The organism is Aliiroseovarius sp. M344 (genome assembly GCF_025140835.1).
Lineage (GTDB): Bacteria > Pseudomonadota > Alphaproteobacteria > Rhodobacterales > Rhodobacteraceae > Aliiroseovarius.
Genome location: NZ_CP081153.1, coordinates 325,551 through 350,593 on the forward strand (window position 1 = coordinate 325,551; position 25,043 = coordinate 350,593).

26 protein-coding genes are annotated in these 25,043 nt (G+C 57.0%); 10 read left to right on the forward strand and 16 right to left on the reverse strand.

The genetic code is table 11. The features are described from left to right. The first annotated feature begins 97 nt into the window (after positions 1 to 97). From pncA to K3556_RS01480, 5 genes are all read left to right on the forward strand, one after another. Positions 98 to 706, forward strand: a complete 609-nt coding sequence (gene pncA / locus K3556_RS01460; RefSeq protein WP_260517961.1) for a bifunctional nicotinamidase/pyrazinamidase — start codon at positions 98 to 100, stop codon at positions 704 to 706. Next, positions 707 to 1,999 carry a nicotinate phosphoribosyltransferase gene (pncB, locus tag K3556_RS01465; protein WP_260517962.1) on the forward strand — a complete coding sequence of 431 codons (1,293 nt, stop codon included), beginning with the start codon at positions 707 to 709 and terminating at the stop codon, positions 1,997 to 1,999. A 62-nt stretch (positions 2,000 to 2,061) separates the two neighbouring features. Then, entirely contained in the window at positions 2,062 to 2,559 is a 498-nt protein-coding gene (locus tag K3556_RS01470; protein WP_260517963.1) for a hypothetical protein, read from the forward strand. Then, the gene (locus tag K3556_RS01475) at positions 2,549 to 2,965 is read left to right on the forward strand and encodes a helix-turn-helix transcriptional regulator (RefSeq protein WP_260517964.1); all 417 of its coding nucleotides are present in this window, start codon (positions 2,549 to 2,551) and stop codon (positions 2,963 to 2,965) included. The genes K3556_RS01470 and K3556_RS01475 overlap by 11 nt, the downstream gene beginning before the upstream one ends. Further along, positions 2,955 to 3,338, forward strand: coding sequence for a hypothetical protein (locus K3556_RS01480; RefSeq protein WP_260517965.1), 384 nt, complete (start codon positions 2,955 to 2,957; stop codon positions 3,336 to 3,338). Before K3556_RS01475 ends, K3556_RS01480 begins: the two co-directional genes overlap by 11 nt. A 111-nt stretch (positions 3,339 to 3,449) precedes the next feature. Here K3556_RS01480 and K3556_RS01485 read toward each other — a convergent pair whose 3' ends face one another. The 8 genes from K3556_RS01485 to K3556_RS01520 all read right to left on the reverse strand — a co-directional run bounded on the left by K3556_RS01485 (position 3,450) and on the right by K3556_RS01520 (position 10,862). Further along, on the reverse strand, positions 3,450 to 4,391 hold the full coding sequence (locus tag K3556_RS01485) for a phosphotransferase enzyme family protein (protein ID WP_260517966.1): 942 nt from the start codon (positions 4,389 to 4,391) through the stop codon (positions 3,450 to 3,452). Next, positions 4,388 to 5,665, reverse strand: coding sequence for an aspartate aminotransferase family protein (locus tag K3556_RS01490; RefSeq protein WP_260517967.1), 1,278 nt, complete (start codon positions 5,663 to 5,665; stop codon positions 4,388 to 4,390). The genes K3556_RS01485 and K3556_RS01490 overlap by 4 nt, the downstream gene beginning before the upstream one ends. An 18-nt stretch (positions 5,666 to 5,683) precedes the next feature. Further along, a complete protein-coding gene (arfB, locus tag K3556_RS01495; RefSeq protein ID WP_260517968.1) occupies positions 5,684 to 6,103 on the reverse strand; it encodes an alternative ribosome rescue aminoacyl-tRNA hydrolase ArfB in 420 nt (139 codons plus the stop codon). Between the two features lie 289 nt (positions 6,104 to 6,392). Next, positions 6,393 to 7,013, reverse strand: a complete 621-nt coding sequence (locus tag K3556_RS01500; RefSeq protein ID WP_260517969.1) for a queuosine precursor transporter — start codon at positions 7,011 to 7,013, stop codon at positions 6,393 to 6,395. Between the two features lie 72 nt (positions 7,014 to 7,085). Continuing rightward, positions 7,086 to 8,033, reverse strand: coding sequence for an esterase-like activity of phytase family protein (locus K3556_RS01505; RefSeq protein WP_260517970.1), 948 nt, complete (start codon positions 8,031 to 8,033; stop codon positions 7,086 to 7,088). Continuing rightward, positions 8,006 to 8,890 carry a penicillin-insensitive murein endopeptidase gene (gene mepA / locus K3556_RS01510; RefSeq protein WP_260517971.1) on the reverse strand — a complete coding sequence of 295 codons (885 nt, stop codon included), beginning with the start codon at positions 8,888 to 8,890 and terminating at the stop codon, positions 8,006 to 8,008. Before mepA ends, K3556_RS01505 begins: the two co-directional genes overlap by 28 nt. Positions 8,891 to 8,910: 20 nt before the next feature. Continuing rightward, positions 8,911 to 10,275 (reverse strand): MFS transporter, encoded by a 1,365-nt coding sequence (locus tag K3556_RS01515; protein WP_260517972.1) that lies wholly within the window; start codon positions 10,273 to 10,275, stop codon positions 8,911 to 8,913. A 56-nt stretch (positions 10,276 to 10,331) separates the two neighbouring features. Beyond that, on the reverse strand, positions 10,332 to 10,862 hold the full coding sequence (locus K3556_RS01520; RefSeq protein WP_260517973.1) for a thioesterase family protein: 531 nt from the start codon (positions 10,860 to 10,862) through the stop codon (positions 10,332 to 10,334). A gap of 126 nt (positions 10,863 to 10,988) precedes the next feature. On the opposite strand from K3556_RS01520, the gene K3556_RS01525 reads away from it, so the two are divergent. Genes K3556_RS01525 through yaaA form a run of 3 tightly spaced genes read left to right on the forward strand, consistent with a single transcriptional unit; the run spans position 10,989 to position 14,144 of the window. Then, complete coding sequence (locus K3556_RS01525) at positions 10,989 to 11,276, forward strand: YggT family protein (protein ID WP_260517974.1); 288 nt, start codon at positions 10,989 to 10,991, stop codon at positions 11,274 to 11,276. A gap of 59 nt (positions 11,277 to 11,335) precedes the next feature. Continuing rightward, a complete protein-coding gene (recQ, locus tag K3556_RS01530; RefSeq protein WP_260517975.1) occupies positions 11,336 to 13,381 on the forward strand; it encodes a DNA helicase RecQ in 2,046 nt (681 codons plus the stop codon). A 1-nt stretch (position 13,382) separates the two neighbouring features. Then, complete coding sequence (gene yaaA / locus K3556_RS01535; protein WP_260517976.1) at positions 13,383 to 14,144, forward strand: peroxide stress protein YaaA; 762 nt, start codon at positions 13,383 to 13,385, stop codon at positions 14,142 to 14,144. On the opposite strand, the gene K3556_RS01540 is transcribed toward yaaA, so the two are convergent. Then, positions 14,141 to 16,363: an ATP-binding protein gene (locus K3556_RS01540; protein WP_260517977.1), complete on the reverse strand. Its 2,223-nt coding sequence runs from the start codon at positions 16,361 to 16,363 to the stop codon at positions 14,141 to 14,143. The two genes, yaaA and K3556_RS01540, sit on opposite strands and share 4 nt — an antisense overlap. Positions 16,364 to 16,512: 149 nt before the next feature. Then, on the reverse strand, positions 16,513 to 17,262 hold the full coding sequence (locus tag K3556_RS01545) for a DUF1013 domain-containing protein (RefSeq protein ID WP_260517978.1): 750 nt from the start codon (positions 17,260 to 17,262) through the stop codon (positions 16,513 to 16,515). A gap of 148 nt (positions 17,263 to 17,410) precedes the next feature. Here K3556_RS01545 and K3556_RS01550 point away from each other — a divergent pair, with 148 nt between their 5' ends. Both K3556_RS01550 and K3556_RS01555 read left to right on the forward strand, forming a co-directional pair. Continuing rightward, positions 17,411 to 18,052, forward strand: a complete 642-nt coding sequence (locus K3556_RS01550) for a ribonuclease T2 (RefSeq protein ID WP_260517979.1) — start codon at positions 17,411 to 17,413, stop codon at positions 18,050 to 18,052. A 429-nt stretch (positions 18,053 to 18,481) separates the two neighbouring features. After that, entirely contained in the window at positions 18,482 to 18,727 is a 246-nt protein-coding gene (locus tag K3556_RS01555) for an integrase (RefSeq protein ID WP_260517980.1), read from the forward strand. 47 nt (positions 18,728 to 18,774) lie between these two features. Here K3556_RS01555 and K3556_RS01560 read toward each other — a convergent pair whose 3' ends face one another. From K3556_RS01560 to iolD, 6 genes are read right to left on the reverse strand one after another with little or no spacing between them, the layout of a single operon-like run. Beyond that, positions 18,775 to 19,554, reverse strand: coding sequence for a TIM barrel protein (locus K3556_RS01560; RefSeq protein ID WP_260517981.1), 780 nt, complete (start codon positions 19,552 to 19,554; stop codon positions 18,775 to 18,777). A gap of 37 nt (positions 19,555 to 19,591) precedes the next feature. Next, entirely contained in the window at positions 19,592 to 20,347 is a 756-nt protein-coding gene (locus K3556_RS01565) for an SDR family NAD(P)-dependent oxidoreductase (RefSeq protein ID WP_260517982.1), read from the reverse strand. Beyond that, complete coding sequence (gene iolB / locus K3556_RS01570) at positions 20,347 to 21,153, reverse strand: 5-deoxy-glucuronate isomerase (protein ID WP_260517983.1); 807 nt, start codon at positions 21,151 to 21,153, stop codon at positions 20,347 to 20,349. The genes K3556_RS01565 and iolB overlap by 1 nt, the downstream gene beginning before the upstream one ends. 10 nt (positions 21,154 to 21,163) lie before the next feature. After that, the gene (locus tag K3556_RS01575; RefSeq protein ID WP_260517984.1) at positions 21,164 to 22,291 is read right to left on the reverse strand and encodes a phytanoyl-CoA dioxygenase family protein; all 1,128 of its coding nucleotides are present in this window, start codon (positions 22,289 to 22,291) and stop codon (positions 21,164 to 21,166) included. A gap of 14 nt (positions 22,292 to 22,305) precedes the next feature. Continuing rightward, positions 22,306 to 23,211 (reverse strand): myo-inosose-2 dehydratase, encoded by a 906-nt coding sequence (iolE, locus tag K3556_RS01580; protein WP_260517985.1) that lies wholly within the window; start codon positions 23,209 to 23,211, stop codon positions 22,306 to 22,308. Beyond that, positions 23,211 to 25,040: a 3D-(3,5/4)-trihydroxycyclohexane-1,2-dione acylhydrolase (decyclizing) gene (gene iolD, locus K3556_RS01585; RefSeq protein ID WP_260517986.1), complete on the reverse strand. Its 1,830-nt coding sequence runs from the start codon at positions 25,038 to 25,040 to the stop codon at positions 23,211 to 23,213. Before iolD ends, iolE begins: the two co-directional genes overlap by 1 nt. Positions 25,041 to 25,043 lie beyond the last annotated feature (3 nt).

Consider the following 25,043-nt stretch of genomic DNA (forward strand, 5'->3'; position numbering starts at 1 on the left):
CGCGGCATACGCCCATGTATTCAAAGGTTCAAGACTGCCAATTGCTTGACCCGCCCGAAAGCGATCCTTACCCATTGAGTTTCAAGGAGGATCGCCCATGCGTGATGCAAACGAAGCCCTGATCGTGATCGATGTGCAGAACGATTTCTGCCCCGGCGGCGCACTGGCCGTCGCTGGCGGCGACGAGGTGGTGCCACTGATCAATGAAATGTTGCCAGATTTTCAGGTGAAAGTGTTTACGCAGGATTGGCATCCAGCGGGGCACAGCTCGTTTGCTTCGTCGCACGATGGCAAGGACCCCTATCAGACGACAGAGATGCCATATGGCACGCAGGTCCTTTGGCCTGATCACTGCATTCAGGGCAGCATCGGGGCAAATTTTCACGATCACTTGCACCGTGATCGGGCCGACATGGTGATCCGCAAAGGGTTCCGCACCGAAATAGACAGCTACTCGGCTTTTTTCGAGAATGACCGCACCACCCCCACCGGGTTGGAAGGGTACCTGCGAACCCGTGGCGTCCAGAAATTGACGCTTGTTGGGCTGGCCACAGATTTCTGCGTTGCATATTCGGCCATCGACGGGGCGCGGCTGGGCTTTGAGGTGACCGTGCTGGAACCTGCGTGCCGCGCGATTGACCTGAATGGGTCACTGGATGCCGCCCGCGCTGACATGCGCGCCGCTGGCGTGAAACTGGAGGCCTGAATGGTCGATATTGCAAGCCGGGTTTATAACCACCACTGGAAGATCGACCCGATTGTACGGTCGCTGATCGACACGGATTTCTACAAGCTTCTGATGTGCCAGTCGGTGTTTCGCAACAAGCCAGACACCAACGTCACGTTTAGCCTGATCAACCGCTCAAAACACGTGCCCTTGGCCGATCTTGTCGACGAAGGCGAATTGCGCGAGCAATTGGACCATATCCGTTCGCTCAGCCTGTCGCGCGGGGAAAGCACGTGGCTGCGCGGTAACACGTTTTACGGCAAGCGCCAGATGTTCCGCTCGGATTTCATGGAGTGGTTTGAAAGCATGCGCCTGCCGCCTTATCACCTAGAGCGTGTTGGCGACCAGTATGAACTAACCTTCGAAGGATCATGGCCCGAGGTCATGATGTGGGAAATCCCCGCGCTCGCCGTGCTGATGGAGCTTCGTGGGCGTGCCGTACTGCGCGACATGGGCCGGTTCGAACTTCAGGTCCTGTATGCCCGTGCCATGACCCGCATCTGGGAGAAGATCGAACCGCTACGCGAACTTGACGGCCTGCGTCTTGCTGATTTCGGCACCCGCCGCCGCCATTCCTATCTGTGGCAGGACTGGTGCGTGCAGGCGATGATGGAAGGGCTGGGCGACAACTTCGTCGGCACCTCCAACTGCTCGATCGCGATGAAACGCGATATTGAGGCGATCGGCACCAACGCCCACGAACTGCCCATGGTCTATGCGGCCTTGGCCAAGGACGACGCCGCACTGGCCCAAGCCCCCTATGACGTGCTGGCCGACTGGCACGAGGAACACGACGGCAACCTGCGCATCATCCTGCCCGACACCTATGGCACGCAGGGCTTTCTGGACAACGCGCCGGATTGGCTGGCCGGCTGGACCGGCATCCGCATCGACAGCGGAGACCCGGCCACAGGCGCCGAGATTGCCATCAAATGGTGGAAAGACCGTGGCGAGGATCCGACACAGAAAATGGTCATCTTCTCGGACGGTCTGGACACCGACAAAATCATCGAACTGCACACGCAATTCGCAGGCCGCGTGAAAACCAGCTTCGGTTGGGGCACGCTTTTGACGAATGATTTCCGAGACCTCGTCCCCAACAACGCCCTCGCCCCATTCTCGCTGGTCTGCAAAGCGGTCGAGGCGAACGGGCGCGCGACGGTGAAACTGTCGGACAATCCCAACAAGGCGATGGGGCCAGAGGACGAGATTACTCGCTATAAACGGGTATTTGATGTTGGGAATCAATCTGCTATGGAGGTGGTGGTTTAGGCCTCTCGTGTTTCCGAATTGATGCTTTGAGAGCCGGTTTATCTCTTGTTAAAGAATTTGTGTTGACTTATATGGCAACAATAGAAAAGCTCTGTATAGACAAAAAGCTTGAAAAGGTAAGCGGGCTATTGGACCGTGGAGAGATGCCTCTTAGGGCCATCTATCTACTGCCAGCAGCTGCGGAATGGATGAGAAATGTTCTACCCGGTTTGAAGGCAGATGGGTTCAACGATGGCGCTGTGAGCCCTAATCAACAGGCATTTGTACTCTTGCGTGACTTCGTTGTTGGGAGAGATATGTTTGCTGACGATATGTATCCAAAGCCGATGCGTCCAGACGATGTTGATCACGGGATATGGGAGTTGCGAACGGCGGATTTACGTTTCTTCGGTTGGTTTGTTCGAAAAGGTTGCTTTGTAGTGTCGAGCGTAGAGACAAAAGAAAAGCTTCTTTTGCACAAGCTTTATGCAGGGCATCGCGAGCAAGCGATCCAACGTAGAAATGCTTTGGACTTAGATGATCCAAAGTTCTTAAAGAGGAAAAGAAAAGATGTCTTTTGAATTTTCAATATCGCCAAAAGACAAGGCCTCTGCTGAGTTCATGACACGTGTGCATGGGGTTCTAGCGCGAGAAGTCGTTAATGCGGCTAAGTCGAAAAAGATTAGTCGGTCAGACATTGCGCGTTTGCTAGAAGTTGACCGAAGCGTTGTCACTCGCGCACTGGATGGCAAAGCGAATCTAACGTTGCGTACCATTTCCGAACTCTGCTGGGCTTTGGGAGTAGTGCCAGAGTTCGACGCCTGTGAAAAAGAGTACAAGCATGGCTGTAACCATCGTCAAGGCTCCGATCACAAGTTTGTTTCAACTCCTCTTAGAGGAGGTGGGTTTTCTGGCGACGGAACAAAAAATCCTAAGACCGTAAGTCTCATGAGAACTCCCACGAAAGAAATCCAGAATGTCGGCTAGAATCTCGGCAACCATCTGCGACGACTTTCGCCGCGAAGATAGTGGGAAGTTCATCATAGTTGGTGGATACTCTGGAGGCTTAGGGGCCTTTGAATTTCCAGTAGACGACTCGTTTTCCTGCTTGCTCAGGGGAGATTCGCTGCCGTCTGACACAAAGATTCTCACATTATTTTTTCGCCATGTGGGTTACCCGATGGAAAGCAAAGTACTTGATGTCGATGGGTTGGAAGGAGACCCGTTCCTATTTGCTTTGCCGAAAATACCTGTCCGCGCTAAATCACCTGGTGATTTCTTTATCGAGGTAGCATTGGACGACGGCAGGAAGAAGAAAATCGAAAAACTCTCGATTTTTGATGCTAGGGAAGATAGCTGAATCCCCTCTTTAAACCCTTTAAAACCCACCCCAAAATGCCGTTAAAACCTTTAAAACCCCGACCTGTCCCGCGTAAAAAGCCTTAAACATTTCCGCCCACCTCGCAGCCCCTCATCCCCCAAGAAACCCCCGCGCCGCTGCGACAGCCTTCTGGGCGTACCCAGCAACCTCCGGCCCGGTTGGATTGTATCGAGGAACCGCCCAGCCCATCGACGCAAAGCGGCGCATCATCAGGAACATGGGCAGCAGGTCTTCCGCCTCTTGGCTCAGCGCCCGGTGTTCACGATATCCCGCCAACGCCGCCGCTTTGATCGCCTCATAGGCCGGTTCGCCCTCGTTCTGGGTCATCATCACCGCAAGGTCATATAGTCGAAAGCCAAAGCCCGCGTCGTCAAAGTCGATCAGAGTCAGGGTGCCATCGTGAACAAACACGTTCTCACGCAACACATCCGCGTGGATCAGCCCGAAATCTGCGCCGTTGTCCATGAAAGCGGTTGCCCTATCGTGCGCAACGGCACGGGCGCGTTGGATCAAGGCGCGTTCATCTTCCGTCAGCGCGGGGCATTCCCAGAACTTGCCCCAGAAAGGTGCCTCGCCAAGAAGCCCCGGAATGTCCCAGCGGTGGCGCGCGAAATCAACCGGCAGGGTCATGGCGTCGGTCAGATTATGCAGTGTCGCAATCTCTCCGCCGACCTTCCGATACAGGGCCGCCTGCTCAGCCTTGCTGCCCGGCAAAGGCACGCCGCCTTCGCCGATGGGCGCGCCGTCGACCCACGTGACCACGGTCGCGATTTGACCCGCACCCAGATCGGCAACCGTGTCCCCGGCTCGCGTAGGGATGGGGGCGGGGACGCGCATTCCGGCGGCGGCCAGCCCAGCCATCCAGTCCAGTTCCGACTGGATCGCGGCTTTGCTTTGATAGCCGGGGCGGTGCAGGCGAAGGGCGGCAGGACGTCCGCCCACGCGCACTTCGTGAACGATGTTTTCGCGGTTCTTGATCATGCGGATGTCTTGCGCGCCCCACACCTCCAGCGCCTTTTTCAACGCAGTCATGCGGGCAGGGCCTTCAACGCACCGTCCAGTGTTTCCGCCAGAAGCTCGGCTTGCCCGCGATCAAAACACATGGGCGGGCGGATTTTGATGCCGTGATAATAACGTCCAACAGAATGGAGCAACACACCGCGCTGGCGCATGTCTTCCACCAGCAGCTTGCAGAAATCTGCGGCGGCTTTTGTGTCGCCATCAAGGGCGAACTCCAGCCCCATGAACATGCCCGCGCCACGCACGTCAGCAATCATCGGGTGATCCAGTTGTTTCAGCAGCCCCAGCGCGTAGTCACCGGTGTCGCGCGCGTTGTCCATCAGCTGCTCATCCTCCAACACATCCAGAACCGCCATCGCCGCGGCGGCGGAAACGGGGTTGCCCCCAAACGTGTTGAAATAACCGAAGCGGGTGCGGAACTCGGTCATGATTTCGGGTCGGGTGACGACCGCGGCGACGGGATGCCCGTTGCCCATCGGCTTGCCCATCGTCACGATGTCCGGCGCCAGTCCGATCCTTTGGTGTCCCCAGAAATGCCGCCCCGTGCGACCAAAGCCCGGTTGAACCTCGTCTGCGATAATGACGCCGCCTGCTTTGCGCACAACATCGACCGTCGGATCAAGAAACCCTTGGGGCAGGTCGGGAAAGCCTTCGTTGGCGAAGAACGGACAAAGGATCAACGTGCCAAACCCGTGGCCTTCGGCCTCCAACGTATCAATCGCCTTCTGAATTTCGTCTGCAAATGCCTGCGACTGGGCTTTTAAGCTTCCGCCAAGCGGCGCTAGCGTGTCGGGCGACGGCACTTTCTTGATCCAATCCACCGGGCCACCGATGGGCGTTTTCTTGGCAGACAGATGCGATACCAGATCCGTGTTGCCGTGATAGGTATTGTCGGTGCAGATGATCCCCGTCTTTCCGGTCACCGCACGACCCATACGGAGCGCAATATCATTGGCTTCGGACCCGGTGCAGACCATGATCATGGCGTCCAGATCGTGGTCCATTGTGCTGGTCAGACGCTCGGCATAGTCCAGAATGCCCTCGTGCAGATAGCGTGTATGAGTGTTTAGCGTGGCTGCCTGTTGGGTGATCGCCTCGACGACTTTCGGATGGGCATGGCCGACATGAGGCACGTTGTTATAGCAATCCAAAAACTTTTTGCCGTCCACGTCCCACAACCACGCGCCTTCCCCGCGCACAATATGAACAGGGTCGGCATAGAAGGTCGTCATATTCGGCCCAAGAAGTCGTTCACGACGTTTCAGTATGGTGGCGTTGTCCGACATCTTGTGGCTCCGGTCAGGTTAATCTTCGTTAATAGGTCCGCGCAGGGCTTTGACTTGGCCACGGCGAGTTTTGGCATCCAAACGGCGCTTCTTTGAGCCCAATGTGGGCTTGGTTGCGATGCGCCGTTTCGGTGCGACCAGTGCTCTGCGGATCATCTCAGCAAGTCGGTTTTGTGCAATTTCTCGATTGCGCGCCTGACTGCGTGTGTCCTCGGCGCGGATTACGATAGCTCCATCCAGTGTCCATTTGCGTCCCGCGATACGTTTCAGCCGCGCTTTCACCGCTTGGGTCAGATTGGGGGAGCGTGCGGCCTCAAACCTCAACTCGACGGCCGTCGCCACTTTGTTGACGTTCTGTCCACCAGGTCCAGAACTGCGGGTGAAACTTTCGCTCAGCTCCCAATCTTGCAGGGTGATATCGTCAGTTACTCGGATCATGGGCGCACCCTAGCGAATTGGATCCAATTCGGAAATCCCGGAAACGACAAAAGAAAAGGGCCGCCCGCTTTGGGACGACCCTCTCGAGAATTAAGGAGGTGGGACCGGTTAGACCGCCGTAAAATAGGGATCAAAGAGGTCCGCATTCCTCACCGGGGGCTGCCCCAGAAAGTCGCGACCTAGATTGTCCCGGCACCTCGCTCCGTTGTATCTCTTGACATGGACACCTCCTTTCTCGCTGTTGCTATATCTAGGAGGTTGCCACAGATTTTGCGTTTGTCAAAACTTTTCACGCAGGATTTGGTGAAAGTTTCGTAACGATGAGGCGAAATGGGACCAGTGCGATAAGTGCAAGAGCCAGTTTCACCATCCAGTCGGCCATCGCAAGCGATACCCAAAGAGGGGCATCCGGGCCTTGACCCAGCAGGGGCAGAACCTCTCCTGCCCAGCTGACATCGTTGGCCGGTTCCAAAAATGTCAGGCTCGCCGAGAATGCGATCGTGAAAAAGATGACAGTGTCAACCGAACTGCCAATGATGGTGCTGGTGACAGGTGCGCGCCACCATTTCCCGCCGCGCAGACGATCAAAGACCGCGACGTCCAGAAGTTGGGCGGTTAGGAAAGCAAGGCCAGAACCCATCGCGATGCGCAGGGTAACAAGCGGGCCGAATTCGCCCATGATTTGCGTGCCGATGAAGCTGCAGATAACACCTGTGACGAAACCGGCAAAGACCACTTTGCGCGCAGCATTAACGCCGTAGACGCGGTTCATCACGTCGGTCACAAGAAAAGCGAGCGGATAGGTGAACGCACCCCAGGTCAACCATTGACCGAACAGGTGTTGCACCAGAATATTTGACGCCACCACGATGGCGGCCATGGCAATGACGCCAGGAAGTATGCGGTTCATGTTTTTGATCCGTTTTAGCAAGGTTGCGGAGACTTGGTCCCTGAATGTCAGGAACGCGCCGCGTTTAACCGCTCATTGCCCGTTGATCAAGGGGTCTATTTGGGCACCCGCCCCTTCCGGCACTACGTATTCCACGATCTCGGTGACTTGGAAGAATTTGAAATTATCGTCCGATACCATGGTCAAACGGATCAGCCCGTTTTCATCACGCCACACGGCAAGCCCTTCCAAATTGTCATGCTGGCCAGCTTCAGTTTGAAGTAAAACGGTTTCGTTGACCAGGCCCTCTGGCGCAATGTCGAACCGCCGCACGCGATTGGTAAAACCAAAGATGCCGCTCAGGTGTCGTTCCAGCAGATACAGGCGGCCATCCGGACCGAGGTCTGCGCCCACAGGCACATAAGGGCGATAGCGCGGGATCAAAAAGGCTTTCTCCCAAGACTGTGCACCCGCGCGTAAACGATACGCCGGATGCGGTGTCTTTTGGTTCGCGCTGCCTTCGGGGATCATCAAGACGGAGCCATCCGTCAGGACGGCAAGTGCCTCTTGCGCGGCGTTAGGCTCCATTCTCTTGGTAGCTGGGTTTTTCGGTAAGTTTCGTACTCTTGCCTGTCCGGATGGATACTTAACAATTCGATGTCCAACTTCAAAACTGACAAACATCGTGCCATCTTCGGCAATCGCCAGACCTTCACTGTCAGACCAGATCCCACGCACGTTAACACCACGCGGGGTTGTAAGTTTGATGAGCGCACCGTGGGCAACTTTCGTGATCTTGCCATTTTCACGTAGAAATTTACCGCGTGTGATATCGCCTCGATCAGTTATTGCGACGAAAGAAGACCCATCTTCGCTGACCTCGATACCGGAAAACCCACCAAACGCCGGGTCCTCGCCGCCATACCAACGTGTTGCCGATACAAGCTTCGCATCGGACACCGTCTGCGCCCCAAGATCAACGGCTAAGAAGCCAACCAGCGTAATCAGCGCTCCTAGCGCGATGACAAGACGGAACGGCATTGTTTTGGCAAATCGGATAGCGTCAGAGGTCCACGCGGTTTGCTGGGCTTTGGCGGATTGGGCGGCGGCGGCTTGGGATGGAGGATATCATTGACCCAGTTAACCGCATCTTGGCAGCCATCGCCCGGCGGCGGCGGAGCCTGATCGACACAACCGCGCATACCCTTTGGGCAAGTCAAGCGGACGTGGAAATGATAATGGTGCCCCCACCATGGCCGGATCTTCCTGAGCCAGCTTCGGTTACCTTTCTCGTCCTTACACATTTGAACTTTCGCGCCGGGGAAGACAAAAATCCGCGCGACACGCTTGTCTTTTGCAGCGGCTTTCAAAATTTCATGATGTGCGCGTGTCCAAGACTTATTGACGAATGCGCCCTTGGCGCGTCGCATTGAAATGGACGAGATGCTTTCACGGGCGTTCGCCGACAGGTTCAAACGTTTGGCGGGTAACATCCAGATATCGGCATCCAACCCGATCTGGTGCGATCGGTGGCCAGTCAGCATCGGTCCGCCGCGGGGTTGGCTCATATCACCAACATAGAGCCCGTTCCAGCCGGGTTGCTTTGCAGCTTTGCGCGAGAGTTTCTTGACGAAATCTATCAGTTCAGGATGGCCCCAGTTTCGGTTTCGTGACAGGCGCATGGCTTGCCAAGTAGGGCCGGACTGCGGCAATTGCTCAGCACCCGCAAGGCACCCCTTTGAATACGATCCGAAAGGCGCAGATTTTTGCGTTGAGCCGGCGCGCGCTGCGCCGAACAGCTGCTTGGCGGCCGTTTCGGCACCTGCCTTATCAGGCGCGGTCAATACAGTCGCAAAAAGCAATGCGCTGAACGCGAACGACTTTCTAATGATTTTCATACCCATGAACCTATGACCTCTCACTGCTCGCCTTCTGGTTTAACCCAAAACAGAAGGAAAAGCCCTATTGCAAACAATCCGATCAGCGGAGACACGCCGAGCCGGGCGCTGCCCGTCATTGTCGTAAACCACGCAATCAAGGCGGGGGCCATGAAGGCTGTTGCTCGCCCTGACAAGCCGTAAAGCCCGAAGCTTTCGGTTGGGGCTTTGGGGTCGACATGGCGCACCATCATTGACCGACTGGCTGATTGCAACGTGCCGCCCATCCCGCCGATCAGCATACCGCAGCCGAAAAAGATGATATCGGGAATGTTCGATCCTTCTGGCAACCCGATGCCAAACACGGACTCGCGCGTCATGTTCACGATCAGGAAGCAGACTGCCATCAAGACAAGAACAGACCCGATGATAACCGGTTTTGGGCCACGCTTCTTATCGACACGGCCACCCAGCCAACTGAAACCGGCTGCCGCGAGGCCCGAGATAATTCCGAAAACACCAATCAGCACAATGGACCAGTTCAGAACAAGGCTCGCATAGACCCCGCCGAAGCCATAGAGGCCATTCAACGCATCACGGTAAAACATTGAGCTTCCCAGATAGGCCGCAAGGCTTTTCTTGTGCTTAAGTCCCCGCAGTGTTCGGCCCAGAATTGCAAAGGCACCAGAAAGGCTGTGTTTTGAAGCCTGCTTGGGGGTGTCTTTGACCCACAAGGCATAGGGGATCATGAAAACAACAAACCAAAGCGCCACAAATGGCCCGACAATCCGCGTGCCTTCACGCGCGTCGGCATCCAGAAGACCAAGGCCGGGCGCTATCCCAATCAACGTTTTGCCGTTAGGTTGTTCAACAAATAAAGTCAGCATGATCGCCAGCGCGACCAATCCGCCGATATAGCCGAAGGCAAATCCCGAACCGGAAATCTCTCCGACCTCGGCCTGATCGGCGAGGCTGGGCAGTTGCGAGTTGGTAAAAACCAATGCGAATTCTGCCCCGATGAAGCCAATGGCAAACATCAAGATCATGGCCCACATGTTCGACCCATCGGGTTGCGTCCACCACAAGGACCCAGCCCCGATCACATAAAGCAGCCCGAAAAAAGCGACCCAAGGGCGCACCCGCCCGGCTGTATCAGCCAAGGCCCCCATGATGGGCGCGCCAAACCCGACGATCAAACCTGCGGCCGCCAGACCCCATGACCAGATACTTTGCGCCTTCGCGTCGGCCGCTTGCTCGGCAAGTCCCTGACCCATGAAAAATTCGGTCGCGACGGCTGCAAAGAAGGGGCCGAAAATGAAGGTCAAAATCAGGGTGTGATAGGGCTGGCTGGCCCAGTCGAACCAATACCAGCCCCAGATGCGCTTTCGCGTAGAAATGTCTGCCATGCCTGCTCCCTGTTTGCGTAGATCAAACAGCGAAACCTAGGCGTGGGCAAGGGCTGTCATGCCTCGGGCGGCCAAGGACGCAGAGCATCCGCATCGATCCAGGCCTGGATCCATGGCGGCAACTCAGGTCGCGGACCGTCGAAGCCCAGGGCGTCGGCCACGCGCGTGGTTGGAACGATACCGTTGCGATCCGTCACCGCAGAACGATAAACGATCTGGTTTGCACATTCGCCGCCCAGCCACATGCTTTGCTCGACATAGATAAACCGGTCGTCCCAACCCGCCACTCGGCTGCGCATTTCGATCCGAACAAAAGTGCGGACCCGTTTGCGATAGCGCACTGATGCGCCCGCCATGGTCAAACCCCAACGGTTTTTGATCAACATCCGGCTTAGTCCGGTTCGTCCGGCCAAAGGAATGCGTCCCAAGTCGTAAAGCGTCAGGGTGCGCCCGTTGTTCAACTCGCGCCACAGGTCGATGTCCCACGGCCAACACATGTGATGGCTGATATGGGTGCCGGTCATCGGCAAGGGCTTGGCCCGCACGTTAATGATCAGCTCTTTGAACATACGTATGAACGGGTACATGGCGGCTCCTTCAGGTTGTGGTCGACCTGCCCTTGGTCTTTGGAAACGTCAACTGGAACCACGCGTCACCCTTGCCCTAAGGTGCAACCTTCCCTAGATGGAATTGACAACCCAGTAGGAGCCAACATGCAGTCCTTGTTTCAAATCCTGATGCTCATAGTGGATATCGCCTGGTTTATCCTGATCGCGCATATCGTGATGTCCTGGCTGATTAACTTTCAGGTGCTGAACCTGCGGCAACATGTTGTGGCGCAAATCTGGTATGGGCTGAACCGACTGCTAGAACCGGTCTATTCCCGGATCCGAGGTTTCCTGCCACAAATGGGCGGGCTTGACCTTGCACCGCTCGTTGCCCTGATCGTGCTTTACGCAATCCGGATCATCCTGATCAACAACGCGCAGTCCTTTTACTAAATCCCTTGTCCCTTGCGGTTACGCGTGGGATTGTGCTCTCAAAATAACGAGCAGCACACATGCCCCGCGATCTGGACCTTTTGAAAACCGTTTTCGGTTTCGATGAATTTCGCCCCGGACAGGCCGAAATAGTCGACGCCGTGTCCTGTGGCGAAAACACATTGGCAATCATGCCGACGGGCGGCGGCAAGTCACTTTGCTTTCAACTTCCAGCCTTGATCCGAGACGGTGTCACAGTTGTGATATCGCCTCTTATTGCTTTGATGCGTGATCAGGTGCGGGGACTACAAGCCGCGGGTGTGGCGGCGGGCGCGTTGACCTCGGGCAATACGCAAGAGGAAACGGATGCGGTTTTTGACGCACTGTCCCGGGGCGAACTGAAGCTTCTTTATATGGCGCCAGAACGATTGGCGTCGGGCGGCACGCTGAACCTGTTGCGCAACGTGGGCGTGACCATGATCGCCGTGGACGAGGCGCATTGCGTCAGCCAATGGGGGCACGATTTCCGCCCGGACTATCTGCGGATCGGCGAATTGCGTCGCGCACTGGACGTGCCTTTGGCGGCGTTCACTGCCACGGCAGATGAAGAAACCCGCGCCGAGATTATACAAAAACTGTTTGACGGAGCCGCGCCGCGCAGCTTTTTGCATGGGTTCGACCGGCCAAACATTCATCTGGCCTTTGCAGCCAAAGACAGTCCGCGCACTCAAATCCTGAATTTTGCGGCAGCGCGCAAAGGGCAATCGGGCATCGTCTATTCCGCCACCCGTGCTCGCACGGAAACACTTGCCAAGGCTCTGCGTGACGCGGGTCATCCAGCGGTGTCTTACCACGGCGGAATGGAAGCCGATGACCGCCGCGAGGTCGAGCGTCAGTTCCAACAGGAAGACGGTTTGATCGTTGTGGCTACGGTGGCATTTGGCATGGGGGTCGACAAACCCGATATCCGCTGGGTTGCGCATTCCGACCTACCCAAGTCGATCGAGTCTTACTATCAGGAAATTGGTCGGGCCGGGCGCGACGGTGCACCTGCCGATACGCTGACCTTGTTTGGTGCGGACGACATCCGGTTGAGAAGATCCCAGATAGACGAGGGGCTGGCGCCGGCTGAGCGTCGCGTCGCGGATCACGGTCGATTGAATGCGTTGCTGGGGTTGGCCGAAGCACATGGCTGTCGCCGGCAGCAGCTATTGGCCTATTTTGGGGAGGACACGCCGACCTGTGGCAATTGTGATCTGTGCGCTACGCCACCCGATCTGTTCGATGGTACTGTAGATGTCATGAAAGCGTTGTCTGCCATTTTACGAACTGGCGAGTATTTCGGGTCCGGCCACCTGATCGACGTTTTACGCGGCACGCTGACCGACCGCATTCGTGATCGAGGCCATGACGCGCTGCCGACATTTGGTGTTGGCAAGGATCACGACAAACGCATGTGGCAGGCGATTTTTCGACAGATGCTTGGCCTTGATCTGGTGCGGCCTGATCCAGAACGCCACGGAGCGTTGCGGATCACCGAAAAAGCGCATCCGGTCCTGCGTGGAGATGCGCCGGTTGAATTGCGCCGTGATACGTTAAAAAGCACTTCCCGCAGGCCAGCCGCCAAGATGATGGTGTCGGATGAGGATGCGCCCTTGCTGTCGGCTCTCAAGGCCAAACGCCGCGCTCTGGCAGAAGCGGCGCGCGTCCCGGCCTATGTGGTGTTCAACGACAAGACATTGATCGAGATGGCCGAGAAGCGGCCCTTTGATCTGGACCAAATGGCAGCGATCGGCGGCGTTGGCGCCAAGAAACTGGAAAGCTATGGCCGTGCGTTTCTTGAGGTTATCGCAGGTGACGCCCCGGACCTGCACCCACAGCGGCGAAAATTAGCGGGGCGGGCAACAGGCGGCGTGTTTGATCATTTGCACACCATCGCAACAGATTTGGCGCGCGGGGAAGATGGCACCGGAAAGTACTTGACCGTAAACGCTGCTACATTGCGCCAGATTGCTGAACGAAAGCCAATGACGATTGGCGATTTGGGCCGCATATCAGGCATGAACGAACAAAAGGCGGACCGGTTCGGCGCCGCATTCATTGACGCCCTGACAGAAGGAAGCTGACATGTTGGTTGTTGTTTCACCGGCCAAACGGCTGGACGAAAAGCCTGCGAAAACACCCAGGGGGTCGCAGCCAGTTTTTCAGGATCAGGCGTGCCAACTTGCGGCTGTTGCTCGGGATTTATCGAGCAAGGATCTGGAGCGGCTCATGCACATCTCGCCTGCTTTGGGCGCGTTGAATGTCGAACGGTTCGCCCGGTTTGGTACCGGAACGGGCGAAAAGCCAGCAATAGACATGTTTGCAGGCGACACCTATGCCGGGTTGGACGCGGGAAGTCTGGAAGATGACGAGTTGCGTTATGCTCAGGATCATCTTTCCATCCTGTCTGGGCTCTATGGGCTGCTGCGGCCCTTGGATCAGATCGCGCCACATCGGCTAGAGATGGGCACACGTTTGAAGAACCAAGGGGGCAAGAACCTGTATGAGTTCTGGGCCGATCATATCTCGAGCGAGTTGAACCAGCGTGCCAAAGCGACATCCAGCAATGTCCTCGTCAACTGCGCGTCTGTAGAGTATTTTTCAGCGGTGGATAAGGATACGCTCGATTTGCGCGTAATCACGCCACAGTTTCTGGACATGAAGTCGGGCCAACCAAAAGTGGTCAGTTTCTTTGCGAAGAAGGCCCGCGGTGCGATGGCGCGCTTTATCGTACAGAACCGAGTTCGCGATCCTGAGACGCTGAAAAGTTTCGACCTTGGTGGCTATAGATACCGACCAGACATGGGTGATGGTGACGGTTGGGTATTCTTGCGAGACGAGGCCTAGGGGCAGCTTCCGGGCAAGGGGCAACGTGCTTCATCCGGGCAATGCGTTAATATTTCATGCAAGATTTCGGGTTTTTTCAGCGGTTTCGTAAGATGTTGATCAAGCCCGTGCGCCAGAATTTCGCGATCATCGCCGGTCAATGCGTGGGCTGTTAAGGCAACGATGCGCGTCGGATCCATACCTTGATCGCGCTCAAGTGTGCGGATGCGGTGCGTGGCTTCTTTTCCGTCCATCTCGGGCATAGAGATATCCATAAAGATAATGTCGGGCTGGAAATCCAGAAAGGCTTCGACCGCCTCGATACCATTGTTCGCAAAACGTAATTCCATCTCCAACTCTTTCAGAAGTTTGGTAAAGACGAGTTGGTTGGTCTTGTTGTCCTCGGCGGCAAGGATCCGCATTTTTCGAACCCCGGATTTGCCAGTTTTAGGCATAACAAGGGGCACCTCCGGTTGGGCATCCTGCTTGTCAATCGGAAGGCGTGCAGGTGGCTTGTCGATTTGGTCGATGATCTCGAACACCGTGCTGCGGATCAGCGGCATCTGTAAAACCCGCGTCGCGTCTGCTGCGTCCTGGCTATGTTTGGCGGCGGTCGATCGCGGGGCCGCCAGAAAATAGATCGGCGCAGTTTGGTTTTGTTTTCTCAAACTTTCGATAAGGTTGCAGCCATCCTGACTGCGTGCCTTGGCGCTGCATTGTTCGTCCACAAGTATCATGTACGCATTGCGTACCAACTTCTTATCAGGTTCTTGCGGATCAAAAAGTTCTGTTTGCAACCCCGTCGCTTCCAGCCGCTTTTCCAGAATGGCGCGGTTTAGACGATCTTCCATGGCCAATACTACAGTGCCAGGGATATTGGGTAACTTTGGCAACTTGACGGTTTGCTCTACTGGAAGCGTGATATGGAAGCCGAAACATGACCCGGCACCCTCTTGGCTGTCGACCCAGATCTCTCCACCCATCAACTCTACCAACTGGCTGGAGATGGCGAGCCCAAGTCCGGTGCCTTCGAATTTGCGATTGCGGTCAGAATCGACCTGATTGAATTCCCCGAAGATGTGACTCTGCATGTCCTCTGGAATACCGATGCCGCTATCTTCTACGGTGATGTGAACCTTTTGCTCATCGCTCTCGCCCAATGGCAACCCAATGGCTCGCACCAACACGTGCCCTTCAGACGTGAACTTGACCGCGTTACCGATCAGGTTGGTTAGAATTTGGCGAATTCGCACGACATCGCCAATGAATTTTGACGGCATGAACAAATCGAAATCCAGAATCAACTGAATGCCTTTATCTTGCGCAGCAGGCTGCAACAACGTCACGACATCCAAGATCACCCGCTCAAGGTCGAAAGGTTCGGGTTGTAGAGTCAATTTTGCCGCTTCGATTTTCGAGTAATCGAGGACATCGTTGATAATGGTGAGAAGCGCCTCGCCAGATTGCCGGATCGTGTTCACATAAAGGCGCTGCTCGTCATCCAGATCGCCCTCAGCCATGATTTCTGCCATCGAGACGACACCATTCATGGGTGTGCGTATCTCGTGGCTCATGTTGGCAAGGAATGTGGATTTCGCGCGATTCGCAGCTTCCGCCCGCTGTCGCGCTTCGCTCAGTTCAGCCTGATACTTGACGGTCTCAGTAATGTTCAGCCCTAGGCTGACCATATCGCCATCACGTGATCGACGGTCGACCAGTTTGATATGGGTGCCGTCCCATAACCGCAGCACGACCGGTTCACATGACGGTGCGCGCCAGCGGTCCAGCATCATGTCACGCCAAGCAAGCGGGCGCATGTCGCCAATATCGACGATACCTTCATCGGTCGCGATGTGCAGGATGTCGGTATAGGGGATGCCGGGTGCCACACAGCTTAGCCCGTCAAAAGGTTCAAGATAGGCGCTGTTGGCTGCGATCATTTTGTCCGCTTGATCAAAGACCGCAAAGCCATCTTCGATGGTTTCCAGCGAGTCCCAAAGGCGGCGTTTGGCAATAACGATTTCTTCGTTGGCCTTTTGCAGGTCGGCGCGCACTTGGAAATTTTCGCCCTTGATTTCCTCGACCGCTACGCGCGTCTCAAGAATTTCGTCCGACAAGGTCAGGGCATGCTGCGACAACACGCGATTCGCGCTGGTCAACTCTGCTTGCTTCTGTGCCAAAAGGCGTTCGGCGGCCATTCTGGCACGCCGCTCTTGCGCAAGAATATCTTCGATTTTCATCCCCGGTTCTCCGAGTCCTATGTCCTATGTGACACAGCATTGCGGAACAGGGTGAACAGGGTCTTAACGACCGGACAGAAAACCATCGTGCCAATCAAAAAAGCCCCGGCGCTGGGCCGGGGCTTTGCTGGATCGGGTTTGGATCAATCCTATTTGCCGTCATCCTCGTCGTCTTCGTCATTGTCCGGCAGATTGAAGAAGCTTTCCGCGTCTGGAACAGCTTCCTCTTTATCGTCGTCCGGTGCGCCCGACAGAGTGAAAGTTTCAAGACCCTCAATGGCACTTGGCATTTTCGGCTCTGTGTCCATGGCAAGGCTTTGCTCGGTCGACACCAACTTACGACGCTCGTCATCCGACATCACGCCGCCTTCTTTGGCTTTCTTGGCGGCCGCCTTCTGAACGGCAAGGTCCAGTTCGCTTTGTTTACACAGGCCCAATGCAACCGGATCAATCGGCTCCATATTCCCAATGTTCCAGTGGGTGCGCTCGCGGATCGACTGGATGGTTGGCTTGGTCGTGCCAACCAGTTTCGAGATCTGGGCGTCCGCCAACTCGGGATGGAACTTCACCAGCCACAGGATCGAGTTCGGACGGTCCTGACGTTTGGACAGCGGGGTATAGCGTGGACCGCGGCGTTTTTCTTCGCCGGTGGCGGCCGCATAGAATTTCTGCTTCAGCTTGTGCAGCGGGTCTTTTTCGGCCTTTTCGATCTCGGCCGCGTCCAACTGGTTGTTGGCAACGGGATCAAACCCTTTAACACCAGTCGCGACATCGCCATCGGCAATGCCCTGAACCTCAAGCTCGTGCAGGCCGCAGAAATCTGCGATCTGTTTGAAGCTCAGTGTTGTGTTGTCCACCAGCCAAACGGCAGTGGCTTTTGCCATGATCAGTTTGCTCATCTGAACACTCCTTAAGATATGACCCCGGATACATCTTTCCCGTGCCCTGGCTGGGCTGCCTGGGTCGCTTGGACTGTCTCAGGCCGGTTTCCGTTGTCGGGGAACTTGGGGCCTATATAAGGGGGAAGCGTAAAAGAGGAAAGACAAAATGCGGCAGACCCTTTTTGGCGGCATTCTATGGCTCGCATCGGCGCTCATTGGCTGGGCAGATGGCGAACAGGCGGGCGATTTCGACTATTATGTTCTGTCACTCAGCTGGTCGCCCAATTGGTGCGCCGTTGAGGGCGATCGGCGTGGGTCAGAGCAATGTGATGCGGAGCGTGACCTTGGCTGGGTCGTGCATGGGTTGTGGCCGCAATACGAACGCGGTTGGCCAAGCTATTGCCGCACATCTGCGCGCGCACCGTCGCGTGGCCTGACAAATGCGCAAGCGGACATCTTCGGAGCAGGTGGCGCTGCGTGGTATCAGTGGAAGAAACACGGCGTATGTGCCGGGCTTGAGGCAAAGGACTATTTTGCTTTGGCGCGCGAGGCTTTTGAGCGCGTGAACCGCCCCGAAGTGCTGCGCAAACTTACGAAACCCGTTCGTCTGCCTGCGTCGGTGGTAGAAGAGGCGTTCTTGCAAGCCAACCCAAACTGGCATGCTGATATGCTGACCATCACTTGCCGAAGCGACCGTATTCAGGAGGCGCGGTTGTGCCTGACCAAGGACCTAGAGCCGAGAGTTTGCGCGCGCGATGTGCGAACGGATTGCCGGGCGCAGAAGGCGTTGATGGATCCGATGAGGTAGGTGAAATAGCGAGGCCTCAGGAAGATAACAAAACATCATCTTTGATTGGAACGTGCTGCAAAGTCAGCTTCGAGCCCGGAGTGGGAATTCTGTTTTCTCGCTGCGAGCGCACGCAGCATGTTATATGCCGCAACTGTCAACAAGTTGATTCAACAATGAACTGGATAACCGGTCATCCAAAAGATGTTAGACTTGGCTGGCTGCAAGAGCGCATAGATCGCCGAGAGATTTACTGCGAAACGACGCCGCCCCGGTACGCCAAACTTGGGAGACGGCACAAGCAACAATAGCGCATGCCAAAAGCGCAATGCTGCCGCAATAAAACTAAGCCAAGGTATCATCAGCCCTTAGCCGTTCGTTCTGATTCTATATTTAGGCGTCAGCGCCGTTCTGACGAATGGGTTTGGAGGGAGGATTGGAGGGCATGTTATGCCAAGAGTTCAACGTCCTGCAGTCACCCCAAAGCGTAAAGCCCGGAACAAAGGGCGGATCATCGGCCAGAAACAACCTCTGCTTTCGAAACAGGTCTGGGCCATTCGTGCCCGGCTTGAACCAGCGGGCTATTTCCGCGCTTTGCTGCTTTTGCTTGGCCATACCAAAATCGACAGCACAGTGCGTTACCTTGGTGTTGAACTGGAAGATGCCCTCGGTATTGCGGAGAGCATCGACATTTGAAGCATGTTGTCGGACGGCTCTCGCCGTCCGACACGCTTCATCACAACCTAAAGCGTAAACGCCGCACGGAAGGCTTCTAACGCTGCGACTTCGTCGCCTTGCGCAAAGGCTTCCATACCGACAGGGCCTGAATATCCCAGTTTCGACAACGCTTGCGCCACACCGGAGAAGTTGATCTCTCCGGTGCCGGGCTCACATCGGCCCGGATTATCGGCGACCTGCACCTCACCGACCCAAGGCAGGCATTTCTCGCACCAGCGGATCAGATCACCTTCGCCGATCTGCGTGTGATACAGATCGAGGTTGATGCGCAGCTCAGGCCGGTCGATCGAAGATACCAGCGCCAGCACATCTTCCGTGGACCCAAAAGGGCAACCCGGGTGATCTAGCAGGTTGAGGTTTTCCAGTGTGAAGACAACGCTTTCTTCCTCGGCCAAGTCACAAATGCGGTTGAGCGTGTCGCGGGCCTTGAGCCACATTGCGCCCGGGGTCACCTCGTGTTGCCAGATAGGAATGCCGCCGTCGCCAAGGCCGGTGCCGTGCAGGTTCAGACGGTCCACGCCCAGCCGCTTGCCGATCTGTGCCGTTTCACGCGCAGACTTCAGAAGCATCTCGGCCCCGTCGTCATCGGCCAGTCTGCCCTCGAGATAACCGTTCATGATCGTGAAATTCGCGCCAGTATTCTCAAGCGCGTCAATGTCCCACGCTGGCCAGTTCCAGAGGCCAACGCCAAAGCCCATCTCGTGCAGCTTGGCCGCTCGCCATGCGATTGACTTGTCTTGCCAAAGCATTTCTGCACAGGCAGCGAGTTGAAAAGGTGCAGTCATTTGGAGTGTCCTTAATGAGAATGACAGGTGCGGAACGCTAGATTGATCCGGCTTCGACCATGAAGTTGTTGGCTGTGCACATCGCAGCGTCATCCGACGCCAGAAACAGGACCATGCGCGCCACATAAACGGGGTCTACAGGGTCGGGAAGGCATTGACGGTCCACCTGCTTGGCAAGCGCTTCGGGCGTCACCCAAAGCTCTTTTTGCCGTTCCGTCATTATCCACCCGGGCACAACAGTATTCACGCGAATGCGGTGCTCCCCCAGATCGCGCGCCATTGTCCGTGTCAGACCATGCACCGCAGATTTTGCGGTCGCGTAGGCCGGAAAACCGCCCCCCGCTTCCCACCATGAATTTGATCCGATGTTGACGATAGCCCCACCGCCTGCGTCGATCATCGCGGGTGCAACGTTCTGGATGGCGAAGAACATGTGGCGCAGGTTGGTCGCCATCCGCTCGTCCCAATAGTCTGGCGTGACGTCCCGCCAGTCATGTCGGTCATCATGTGCTGCGTTGTTTACCAGAACCTCGGCATTGCCAAGTTTTGCCGCCAAATTCCTGAAGGCGAATCGTGTTGCCTCGATATCCCTAAGGTCGCATTGCTCAAAGGCGTGATCACCGCCGATCTCCTTGAGCAGCGCCCCTCCGGCGTCCGCGTTGAGATCAACGAAGCCGACCTTGGCCCCCTGCGCAGCGAAAGCCCTGACGGTTTGCGCACCGATGCCGACAGCACCACCTGTCAGAAAAACGGTCTTGCCGCGAAGGCTGGGATAATTGGCAAAATCTGCCATTAGGCGTCCCGTTCCATGATCCACTCGACCTCAGGTGCCGGGACGAAGCGCCATTTGCGTTTTGGCCCGGCCATCACATTTAGGTAGTACATTTCAAACCCGTAGGGGGCGCCGCAGGGGTGGTGGCCACGGGGGACCAGTACCACGTCGCCGTCGCTGACGGCCATTGTCTCGTCCAGTTGCCCATCGTCCGTGTAGACCCGCTGGATGCCGAAACCATCGGCAGGATTCAGGCGGTGGTAATAGGTTTCTTCCAGATAGGTGATGCGCGGAAAATCGTCTTCGTCGTGGCGGTGGCTGGGGTAGGATGACCAGTGGCCTGCTGGCGTGAAGACCTCTGTGACCAACAGGCTGTCACAATAGTCTTCGTTTTCCATCGCAATGTTGTTGATGTGGCGGGTGTTGGTGCCCTTGCCCCGCTCGGTCAGGCTGATGCCATCGGGCCCGATGCGCCGCGCCTCGTGGCCGCCCATGCCGGGGGCAGAGCAGACAGCAATGACGCAATCTGTTTCCGCGACGGCATCCCATTCGGTTCCGTTGGGCAGGTAAAGGCAATGTGGCGGGGTTTTCTCGAATACATTCATCCGCTCGCCCAGAACGCCCCAGTCTTGACCTGCACCGGTGATCTTGGCCTTGCCTTCGACCATCACAAGAATGACCTCGCGCTCGCCAGTCGCCTCGGCTGCCTTATCGCCCGCCTTCAGGTGATAGAGCGAAAAACCAACGTAGCGCCAGCCCGCGCTTTCCGGTGTGATCTGGTGCACCTTACCACGGGTGCCGAACGGTTTTTTCAGAAGATCAGGCATATTGGGTCCTTTAGGTTTTGTGGCGGTTGGTCAACGCATCAAGTGCATCGTGCAGGGCCGCGTCCTCCCAGCCTTCGGCGTGGGCGCGGCGCAGGATATCCGCTTGGGTTTCGGGTGCATTGCCGCCAATGGGCGGATCGGTATCGAGGTTCGTTGGAAAGGCATAGCCTTCGGCGGTTGAGGCGATCACGTTCCGCGCTTGGGTCTTTGGCAATGCCTTCAACGCGGGGTAGACGGTACGGCACATAGCGTCACGGTTGATCGCCTCCATAGCGCGCCCGAAGGGCGAGGAGACCTGCAGCAGGTTCGCCATCCGATCAGTGTCGGCGCTGCGGTTCTCACCTGCGGCATGAAACAGCGCGGGGTTGAAGAATACCGCATCCCCCTTTTCGAGGGGCAGCTGGATATAGTGGTCCTCAAAGAACGCGCTGTGGCCCGTTTGATGAAACGCGATATAGCCCGGCGCGTAGCGTTGCGAAAACGGCAAAAGCTTTGTCGGCCCGCTTTCAACGGGCATGTCGCAATGGGCAACCGCCCCTTGCAGGGTTAGCGTCGCGGTCAGATCATGGACATGCACGGGATAGCTGGCGGCGGTCTCAGCTGTCTGGAAGCCAAGGTGATAGTCCCGATGCGCACGTTGCGCCTTGCCACCGGGGCGGACCTGATTAACTTGCGCGGTCATCTGGTAATGAGGCCCGAGCCACGCGGTCGATGCCGCCGCGATGGCCGCGTTCGCGTAATAGGCAGCAAAGCCTTCGGGATCGCGCGCGCAGTGCTTTTGCAGCGCGTTCCAGATCCGGTCATTCGCACCTGAGGCTGCGAAATGATCACCCTTGCCAGCGCCCTGCGTGCGCTCGTCTTCGATAATCCGCTGAAACACCTGTGTCGCGCGATCCACGGGGGTAGTGTCCGCATAGGTCCGCTTGAGGCAGATCACCCCTGCGCCGCTGCGCAGGACCCGCGCCCATTCGGCCAACAGATCGGGATCGGTTAGATCAAGCGACGGGATATCATAGACCGGCACATTCTTTTGAATATCCGCGGCAAGCGGTACATCCGCGGGGGCCAGATTCTGTTGGATCAGGGCCTCAAGCGTATGAACGTCACCGCTGTCGATCAGATAATAGCCCGTGTCCATAGGATAGAGCCCCTCTATCCCGCTATTGTCAGGCCGGAGCGGCCGCAGATTTCGGTGATGTGGTCAAAGCCGATTTTGGAATACTCATAGGGCGCGGCCTTGGCGGGGTCTTGCTCTGCCTCGACCACGATCCATCCTTTGTAATCCATCGCCTTGAGCTTGTCCGTGATGGCCTGAAAGTCGATGCAGCCTTCCGGATCGCCGGGTACCGAGTAGACCCCGGCGGCAACCCCGTCGAGAAAGCTTTTGTCCTCGGCGCGCACCCAATCCAGCACCGGCTGGCGCACGTCCTTGAAGTGGACGTGAAGCACGCGGTGGCCCCATTTATCCAATACGGCCACCGGATCAGCACCCGCAAAATGCAAATGTCCTGTGTCGTACAAAAGCGTCAGATCATCGGTAGAGCCTTCCATCAGCCAGTCGATATCCTCGGCGTCCTGCACCATCGCACCCATGTGGTGGTGATAGCTGAGGCCGGTGCCGATATCGCGGGCCCATTTGGCGACCTCTGACAGTTTCGCACCATAGGCCATAACCTCGTCGCGGGTCAGCTTGGGGCGTTGGCTGACAGGCTGGCCGATATTGCCCTGAATGGTGTTGGAACACTCCGCATAGACGATGCAGGGCGCGTTCAGGGCTGCGAACTGTTCGACCTGCTGGCGAATGGCTTCTTTCTCGGTCGCAATGTCATTGACCATCAGGTTGCCCGAACACCAGCCACCGCAGAGCGACACGCCATAGCGGTCCAGATAGGCCCGCAGGCCCTCGGTGTCGCCGGGCATCCGGCGGCCACGTTCGACGCCGGTATAGCCGATGCGCCCCGCATCCTCCATCGCGCCTTCGGTGGTGTAGTCTTTCGTCAGCTCTGGCAGATCGTCGTTCTGCCACGCGATCAGGGAAATGCCGATTTTAACAGCCATCAGTCCGCCCTTTGTGTTTTCTTGTTGGTTTCGTACTGGGCGCGCGCGGCGTTTACTTCGGCACGCTCGCTGACTTCCGGGACACCCACGTCCCACCACGTGCCGCCCGGCTCGGTGCTGGGATAGGGGTCTGTGTCGATCACGATCACGTAAGGGCCCTTGGCCTGCGCCCGCTTCGCCAGTGCCTCTTCCAGCTCGGCAATCGAGCTGACTTTGACGCTGACAGCGCCCATGGCTTCGGCGTGTTTGGCAAAGTCGATGTTGGAGTTCTCACCGCCGATCGAGTGATCCAGCAGGTTGTTGAACTCCGCGCTGCCTGTGCCCATTTGCAGCCGGTTGATGCAGCCATAGCCACGGTTGTCGGTCACGACCACAGTGAAGGGAATGCCCATCATTGCCGCCGTCGCCATTTCCGAATTGGCCATCATATAGGTGCCGTCGCCGGTAAAGCAGATCACGTCCCGCTCTGGCTGGGCCATCTTGATGCCCATGGCGCCGGCGATCTCGTAGCCCATGCAGCTAAAGCCGTATTCCATGTGATAACCGCCCGGCTTGCTGGCTTTCCACAGCTTGTGCAGCTCGCCCGGCATGGTGCCAGCCGCACACATCACAACGGTTTCTTCGGTAGATGCCCGTTGCACCGCGCCGATCACCTGCATATCCGTGGCAAGAGCATTGCCCTCGGGTGCATCGGTCAGCGGATCAACCTTGCCGAACCAATCGGGCTTCAACCCGTCGATTTTGCCCGGCGACGTGTAGCCGTTCAGCGCCTCGCCCAATTCGCCCAACCCGACCAAAGCGTCAGAGTTGAGCGGCACAGCCCCGTGTTTCATCGCATCATAGGCCGCCACGTTAAGCGAGATCAGCTTGCGTTCGGGGTTGGCAAACAACCCCCAGGATCCGGTCGTGAAGTCCTGAAAACGGGTGCCAACGCCGATCACAACATCGGCTTCGGCGCAGACGATGTTCGCAGGCTCGCCGCCTGTCACGCCAATCGGGCCGAGGTTCAGCGGGTGGTCCCACGGCAGCACGGATTTGCCCGCCTGCGTTTCCGTCACCGGAATGTTATGCGCCTCAGCGAAAGACGCCAAAGCCTCGGTCGCCTGCGCATAAAGAACGCCGCCGCCCGCCACGATCACAGGGCGCGTCGCGGTGCGGATCAGTTTAGCGGCATCCGCCAGTTCAACCTCATCAGGGCGCATACGGCGCTGGCGCCAGATTTTGGGCTCAAAGAAGCTCTCGGGGTAGTCATAGGCCTCGGCCTGAACGTCCTGACAGAAAGACAGGCACACAGGGCCGCATTCTGCCGGGTCGGTCATGATGCGGAAGGCGCGTGGCAGGGCTGTCAGCAATTGTTCGGGGCGCGTGATGCGGTCGAAATAGCGGGTCACCGGCTTGAAGGAGTCGTTCACCGTCACGGTGCCATCGCCCCAATCCTCGACCTGTTGCAGCACTGGGTCGGGACCACGGTTCGCAAAGACATCCCCGGGGATCAGCAGCACAGGCAGGCGGTTCACATGGGCGAGCGCCGCCGCTGTTACCATATTGGCCGCACCTGGCCCGATAGAGGAGCTCACCGCCATCGCCTTGCGCCGGCCCAACTGCTTGGAATAGGCGATAGCAGCATGGGCCATCGTCTGCTCATTATGGCCACGCCATGTGGGGAAGTCGTCCTTGGCGCCATGCAGCGCCTCGCCGATCCCCGCGACGTTACCATGACCAAAGATCGCCCAGCAGCCTTCGATAAAGCGCTCGCCGTCGTCGTTCTGTTGCGCCGCGATATAACGCACCATCGCCTGAGCGGCGGTCAGTCGGATTGTTTTGTCCATCGG